This window comes from Amycolatopsis sp. SID8362, assembly GCF_010550475.1.
Lineage (GTDB): Bacteria > Actinomycetota > Actinomycetes > Mycobacteriales > Pseudonocardiaceae > Amycolatopsis > Amycolatopsis eburnea.
Genome location: NZ_JAAGNB010001515.1, coordinates 1 through 6,669, shown reverse-complemented (window position 1 = coordinate 6,669; position 6,669 = coordinate 1). Strand labels below are relative to the sequence as shown.

Sequence of the window (6,669 nt, the reverse complement as noted above, 5' to 3'; positions counted from 1 at the left end):
ACGCGCCCGGGGTGCGGTTCCGCCGCGGCCGGGTGCTGCTGCCGCCGGGTGCCCCGGACCCGGCGTGGCTGCGGGCGATGGCCGACCCGGTCCGCGAGGGCGACCGGCTGGAGTTCACCACGGCGCTGGTCGACACCCCGGTCTACCTGGACTGGCTCCTCGACCGGGTGCGCGCGCTGGGCGTGCGCGTCGAGTACCGGCCGCTGACCTCCCTCGCCGGCCTCGGCCCGGTCGTCAACGCGGCGGGGCTCGGCGCGGGCCGGCTGGCGGGGGACCCGTCGATGGTGCCCGTCGGCGGGCAGGTCGTGCACCTGACCGACCCGGGCCTGCCGGGGTTCGCGGTCGACGAGACCGGCCCGGGCGTCACCTACGTCATCCCGCACGGCACCCACGTGGTGTGCGGCGGCACGGAGGAACCCGGCCGCGGCGACACCGACCCGAACCCGGGCGTGACGGCCGACATCGTGCGCCGCTGCCGCGAGCTGGAGCCACGCCTCGAGAGCGCGCGGGTGCTGCGGTCGGTCGTCGGGCTGCGCCCGTCCCGGCGCGAGGTCCGGCTGGAGCGCGACGGCGACGTCGTGCACTGCTACGGCCACGGCGGCTCGGGCATCACCCTGGCCTGGGGCTGCGCGGCGGACGTCGCCGATCTGCTGTCAGCTTCCTGAGAACTCGGCGTGGTCGGCCTCCGTGCGGTCGGCGTAGCGGACGGCGTACGCGCCCATCGCCTCGTCGAGCTCGGAGTCTTCGGCGAAGTAGCCCGCCAGGAGCTTCGGGTGCAGCGACCGCGTGTGGGCGCGGGCGAGCAGCGCTCCCGCCAGGCGGCCGTAGTCGTCGAGGTGGTCCTTCTCGAGTTCCGACGGGTCGATGTCGCCCTTGAGGTTGCGGAACTGCCGGACGATGAACGGCACGCCGTCGATGGTGGTCCAGCCGAGCAGGATGTCGGTTTCGGCCTGGACCAGCCGGGCGCCCTCGACGATCCGGCGGCCTTCGTGGTCCGCCGCGGGCAGGCCGAGGTACGGCGCCAGTGCCGGCCGCTGGGCCTGTTTCACCTGCAGCACCAGGTCTTCCTCGTCGTTGCCGTGCAGCAGCGCGACGTAGCTGCGCAGCCCGACGCTGCCGGTGCCGACCACCCGGAAGGCGACGTCGGCGAGCCGGTAGCGCGCGATCAGCGTGCGGCGCGACTCGCGCAGGGTGTCCACATAGGACACCAGGCCGGCGGCGACGGCTTCGGCGGTCGGCCCGTCGACGTGCGTCAGCACCGGCGGGTCCTCGACGAACCGGTGACGCGCCAGGCCGGTCTCGTGGTCGTCGACGTGCTCGGTCCACTTCGCCGCGACCTTGGCGCTGGTGTTCTTGCGGGCCTTCTCGGCGGCGTCGGCGAAGTCGTCGATCAGCTCGTCCGCGCGGGCCTTCGACAGCACCGACGAGTCCGGCAGAGCGTTCCACGATCGCAGGAACGGCAGGTCGGCCAGCGCGCGGATGGTCCGGCGGTAGGACTTCACGGCGTCTTCGGCGGCCTCCCGGCAGCCGGCCTCGCCGATGCCGCCCTCGCGGCCGGCGAGCACCAGGCTGGCCGCGAGCCGCTTGAGGTCCCACTCCCACGGGCCGGGCACGGTCTCGTCGAAGTCGTTGATGTCCATCACGATCTTGCCTTCGGGCGTGCCGTAGAGCCCGAAGTTCGCCGCGTGCGCGTCCCCGCAGAGCTGTGCGGTGAGCCCGGCCGACGGCGTGCCGGCCAGGTCGGCGCCCATCAGCCCGGCGGCGCCGCGGAAGAACGTGAACGGCGACGCGCGCATGCGTTCACGGCGGAGTTCGATCAGCCCGGGCAGGCGCCCGGCGTTGCTGGCCTCGAAGTACTGCTTCGCGCTCGGCCGGTCGTCACCCGCGGCCTCGTGGTCGTGCACCGCGGCCGGCGTCTTCTCGCGGAGCCGCTTCCCCTGTTCGTACAGCTCGGCCGGCGTCACGTCGCCGGTGCCGGCGAGCGGCCGTTCCACCCATTCCCCTGATCCCATACCGGGCACAACGTCCGAAGGGGACGTTGTGCTCCCGGATGCCGCCGGGGCGGGAGGCTCACCCGGCGGCACCCGGGTGGTTCAGGGGCGGATGACCTCGGCGATCGCGTCGATGCCGCGGTCCAGTTCCTCGCGGGTGATCACCAGCGGCGGGGCGACGCGCAGCGTGCGCTCGTGCGTCTCCTTGCACAGCACGCCCCGCGTCGACAGCGCCTGCGAAGCTTCCCGGCCGGAGGGGCCGCCGGGCGCGATGTCGATGCCCGCCCACAGGCCGCGGCCGCGGACCTCGGACAGCCCGCTGCCGATCAGCTCGTTCAGCCGCGCGTGCAGGTGGGCGCCCAGCTCGGTGGAGCGCTGCTGGAACTCGCCCGTGTTCAGCAGGCGGACCACGGCGCGGCCGACCGCGCAGGCCAGCGGGTTGCCGCCGAACGTCGAGCCGTGCTCGCCCGGCTTCAGCACGCCGAGGACATCGCGGCGGCCGACCACCGCGGACACCGGCAGGATGCCGCCGCCGAGGGCCTTGCCGAGGGTGTAGACGTCCGCGCGGACGCCTTCGTGGTCCAGCGCCAGCACGGTGCCGGTGCGGGCCAGGCCGGACTGGATCTCGTCGGCGATCAGCAGCACGCCGTGCTCGTCGCAGGCGGCGCGGACCTCGGCGAAGTACCCCTCCGGCGGCACGATGACGCCGGCCTCGCCCTGCACGGGCTCCAGCAGCACGGCGGCGGTGCGCGGGGTGATCGCGTCGCGCAGCGCGGCGGCGTCGCCGTACTTGACCGTGACGAAGCCGGGCGTGAACGGGCCGAAGTCGGCGCGCGCGGTCTCGTCGGTCGAGAACGACACGATCGTGGTGGTCCGGCCGTGGAAGTTCGAGCCGGCGACGATGATCTCGGCGGTGCCGTCCGGCACGCCCTTGACCTGGTGCGCCCACTTCCGCGCGACCTTCACCGCGGACTCGACGGCTTCGGCGCCGGAGTTCATCGGCAGCACCAGCTCGGTGCCGGTCAGCTCGGCCAGCTCCCGGCAGAACAGGCCCAGCTGGTCGTGGTGGAACGCGCGCGAGGTCAGCGTGACGCGCCCGAGCTGCTCGACGGCGGCGGCGACCAGGTCCGGGTGGCGGTGGCCGAAGTTCAGGGCCGAGTACCCGGACAGGAAGTCGAGGTAGGACTTGCCCTCGACGTCGGTCACCGAGGCGCCTTCGGCTTCGGCGATCACGACGGGCAGCGGGTGGTAGTTGTGCGTGCTCCACCGCTCGTCGAGCTCGATGAAGCTCGCGGCGGAGGGGGCGGCGGTCTCCCGGCCGGCGAACGTCGTCATGCGTTCAGGTTAAAGGCAGGACACGCAGAATTCAGCCGGGAATCGTTGCTTTCACCCGTTGTTCGTTGCGCAATCCCCGGTCGCGACCCGCGAAACGCTGCGCGGCGATTGACGGACGCAAAGGTAAGTCGTAACTTACCGTTCGTGGCGACTTACGGAAGCGACCAGCTGGCCGCGCTGGCCGATCCGTCGCGGCGCGCGATCGTCGAAGCGCTCCGCGACGGGCCGCGCGCGGTCGGCGAGCTGGCCGCGGACCTGCCGATCAGCCGCCCGGCCGTCTCCCAGCACCTCAAGGTGCTCAAGGAGGCGGGCCTGGTCGCCGATCGGGCCGAAGGCACGAAGCGGCTTTACCGCCTCGAACCCGACGGCATCGCCGCGGTGCGCGCCTACCTCGACCGCATGTGGTCGGACGCGCTCCGCTCGTTCGCCGATTTCGCCGAATCCACCGAGAGCGAGGAACCATGACACTCGAGCCGATCCGCAGGACGATCACCGTCGCGTGCTCCCGCGAGCACGCGTTCAAGACCTACACCGAGGCCTTCGACAGCTGGTGGCCGCGGGCGCACCACCTCGGCGCGGCCGACCTCGCCGAAGCCGTCCTGGAGCCGAAGCCGGGCGGCCGCTGGTACGAGCGGACCGTCGACGGCGCCGAATGTCAGTGGGGCGAGGTGCTCGTCTGGGAGCCACCCGCCCGGGTGGTCCTCTCGTGGCGGATCGACGGTGACTGGAAGATCGACCCGGACCCCGCGCACGCCAGCGAGATCGAGGTCAGGTTCGTCGAGGAGGGGCCGCGCGGCACCCGCGTCGAACTGGAGCACCGGGGCTTCGAGCGGCACGGCGAAACGGGTGCGAAGGTCCGCGAAGGCGTCTCCGGCGAGGGCGGGCACGGCGCCCTCCTGGACCTCTTCGCCGAGAAAGCCGCCGCCTGAGCAGGTAGCTTCGCGAGATGGCCAAGAAGGACGCAGGAAGCCGGGTCCGGGACGCGCTGCGCATCGACGGGGAGCTGCCGGACCCGGGCTCGCCGCCGGTCGGGCCCGGCAAGAAGCCCAAGGCGCTCGCCCAGCTCGGCGACGCGGGCGAACGGCTGTCCGGGCTGCAGGAGGCGCTCTACGCCGAGGGCGTCGGCGGCGGCACCCGCAGTGTCCTGCTCGTGCTGCAGGGCATGGACACCTCCGGCAAGGGCGGCACCGTGTCGCACGTGCTCGGCCTGGTCAACCCGATGGGCGTCCGCTACGCCGGGTTCAAGGCCCCGACGGCGGCCGAGCGACGCCACCACTACCTGTGGCGCATCCGCAAGCAGCTGCCGGTGCCGGGCCAGCTCGGCGTGTTCGACCGCTCGCACTACGAGGACATCCTGGTCCCGCGCGTGACCGGCCTGCTGACCGCCGCCGAGCGCCGCCGCCGCTACACCGAGATCAACGCCTTCGAGAAGGAGCTGACGGAGGCGGGCACCACCGTCGTCAAGGTGTTCCTGCACATCTCGCCGCAGGAGCAGCTCAAACGGCTGAAGGCCCGGCTGGAGACGCCCGAGAAGCACTGGAAGTACAACCCGGGCGACCTCGAGGCCCGGTCGCACTGGCCGGCCTACCAGCAGGCCTACGCCGACATCTTCAAGAAGACGTCCACCGGGCACGCCCCCTGGTACGTCGTGCCCGCCGACCACAAGTGGTACCGCAACTGGGCGGTCGCCCAGCTGCTCATCGAGACCCTCGCCGACCTGGACCCGCGGTTCCCGGAGCCGGGCTTCGACGTCGACGCGGAGCTGGCGAAGCTGAAGGGTGTTGGCGTCTCGTCGTGATCGTCTGAAAGAGTGCGGGCGTGACCGATGTCGACGACCTCCCGTTCCTCCGCAAGCAGGCCCGTACCCAGCGCTTCACCCTCGGCGCGCCGAAGGAGTTCCGGGTCGCCCCGGACGGCTCCCGCGTGCTGTTCCTGCGCGCGGAGTCGGGCACCGACCCCCGGCACAGCCTCTGGTCGGCCGACCTGGCGACCGGTGCCGAGACCAAGCTGGTCGACGCCGCCGAGCTGCTGCCCGGCGAGGAGGAGCTGCCCGCCGAGGAGCGGGCACGCCGCGAGCGGGCCCGCGAGACCGGTGGCGGCGTCGTGCACTACGGCGTGGACGCGGGCTTCACCGTCGCGGTGTTCTCGCTCTCCGGCAAGCTCTACACGCTGGACCTGGCGTCCGGCGAGGTGACGCTGCGCGTCGACGGCTCGGTCATCGACCCGCGGCCGAGCCCGGCCGGCACGCACGTCGCCTACGTCCAGGACCGGCGGCTGCACGTGCTGGAGCTGGCCACCGGCGACGACCGCGTGCTCGTCGAGGAGGACGGCGAAGACATCACCTGGGGCCTCGCCGAGTTCATCGCCGCCGAGGAGATGGACCGCACCCGCGGTTACTGGTGGGCCCCGGACGGCCGCAGCGTGCTGGCCGAGCGCTCGGACCGCGGCCCGGTCCCGCGCTGGACCATCGCCGACCCGGCCAACCCGCAGCACCCGGCGAACGTCGTCGCCTACCCGGCCGCGGGCACCACGAACGCGCTGGTCTCGCTGGCGGTGCTCGGCCTGGACGGCTCCCGCGTCGACGTCGAGCCGGGGGAGTGGGAGTACCTGGCCTCGGTGCACTGGTCGGCGGGCGGCGCGCCGCTGCTGGCGGTCCAGCCGCGCGACCAGAAGCGCATGGACGTCCTCGCGCTCGACGTCGCCGACGGCTCGACGTCGGTCGTGCACACCGCGGCCGACCAGCACTGGATCGACATCGTCGGCGGGGTCCCGGCGTGGACGCCGGACGGCCGCCTGGTCACCGAAGGCATGGTCGACGGCGACCACCGGCTGTTCGTCGGCGGCGAGGCCGTCACGCCGGCCGGGCTGCAGCTGCGCGCGGTGCTGGACGTGGGCGAGGAGATCCTCTTCAGCGCGTCCGAAGCCGACCCGACCCAGATCCACGTCTTCCGCACCGAGGGCGCTTCGGTGCGTCGCCTGTCCACTGTGGACGGCGTGCACGTCGGCGCCGGGAGCGCCGCGGTCACCGTGCTTTCCTCGTGGAGCCTGGACTACAGCGGCCCGCGCGTTTCGGTGCTGCGCGACGGCGAGCCGGTGGCGTCGATCGCGGTGTCCACTGTGGACCCGGACATCGTGCCGAACCTGACCTGGCTGACGCTGGGCGAGCGCGGCCTGCGCGCGGCGCTGCTGCTGCCGCGCGGCTACGAGCCGAGCGAAGGCAGGCTGCCGGTGCTGCTCGACCCGTACGGCGGGCCGCACGCCCAGCGCGTGCTGCAGAGCCGCAACGCGTTCCTGACCTCGCAGTGGCTGGCCGACCAGGGCTTCGCGGTGCTCGTCGCGGACG

Annotated in this window: 7 protein-coding genes; 5 read left to right on the top strand and 2 right to left on the bottom strand. The window is 73.0% G+C overall.

What is annotated here, in order from left to right:
• Positions 1-665, top strand: a 665-nt coding sequence (locus G3I65_RS46420) for an FAD-dependent oxidoreductase (RefSeq protein ID WP_160701759.1), incomplete at its 5' end; no start/stop codon positions are given.
• Here G3I65_RS46420 and G3I65_RS46415 read toward each other — a convergent pair.
• Complete coding sequence (locus tag G3I65_RS46415; protein WP_160701758.1) at positions 654-2,012, bottom strand: DUF2252 domain-containing protein; 1,359 nt, start codon at positions 2,010-2,012, stop codon at positions 654-656. The two genes, G3I65_RS46420 and G3I65_RS46415, sit on opposite strands and share 12 nt — an antisense overlap.
• Before the next feature lie 81 nt (positions 2,013-2,093).
• Positions 2,094-3,326: an ornithine--oxo-acid transaminase gene (gene rocD, locus G3I65_RS46410; protein WP_160701757.1), complete on the bottom strand. Its 1,233-nt coding sequence runs from the start codon at positions 3,324-3,326 to the stop codon at positions 2,094-2,096.
• Positions 3,327-3,470: 144 nt separating this feature from the next.
• Between rocD and G3I65_RS46405 the strand changes: the two genes are divergently transcribed.
• The 4 genes from G3I65_RS46405 to G3I65_RS46390 all read left to right on the top strand — a co-directional run.
• A complete protein-coding gene (locus G3I65_RS46405) occupies positions 3,471-3,791 on the top strand; it encodes a helix-turn-helix transcriptional regulator (RefSeq protein ID WP_160701756.1) in 321 nt (106 codons plus the stop codon).
• A complete protein-coding gene (locus G3I65_RS46400) occupies positions 3,788-4,255 on the top strand; it encodes an SRPBCC family protein (RefSeq protein ID WP_160701755.1) in 468 nt (155 codons plus the stop codon). The genes G3I65_RS46405 and G3I65_RS46400 overlap by 4 nt, the downstream gene beginning before the upstream one ends.
• Positions 4,256-4,272: 17 nt before the next feature.
• Positions 4,273-5,124, top strand: coding sequence for a PPK2 family polyphosphate kinase (locus tag G3I65_RS46395; RefSeq protein WP_160701754.1), 852 nt, complete (start codon positions 4,273-4,275; stop codon positions 5,122-5,124).
• 20 nt (positions 5,125-5,144) lie between these two features.
• Positions 5,145-6,669, top strand: a 1,525-nt coding sequence (locus tag G3I65_RS46390) for a DPP IV N-terminal domain-containing protein (RefSeq protein WP_160701753.1), incomplete at its 3' end; no start/stop codon positions are given.

Bases quoted from the DNA above. Each gene is read 5' to 3' on its own strand.
- G3I65_RS46400 (WP_160701755.1), top strand. From the start codon at position 3,788: ATGACACTCGAGCCGATCCGCAGGACGATCACCGTCGCGTGCTCCCGC.
- G3I65_RS46395 (WP_160701754.1), top strand. From the start codon at position 4,273: ATGGCCAAGAAGGACGCAGGAAGCCGGGTCCGGGACGCGCTGCGCATC.
- rocD (WP_160701757.1), bottom strand. From the start codon at position 3,326: ATGACGACGTTCGCCGGCCGGGAGACCGCCGCCCCCTCCGCCGCGAGC.
- G3I65_RS46415 (WP_160701758.1), bottom strand. From the start codon at position 2,012: ATGGGATCAGGGGAATGGGTGGAACGGCCGCTCGCCGGCACCGGCGAC.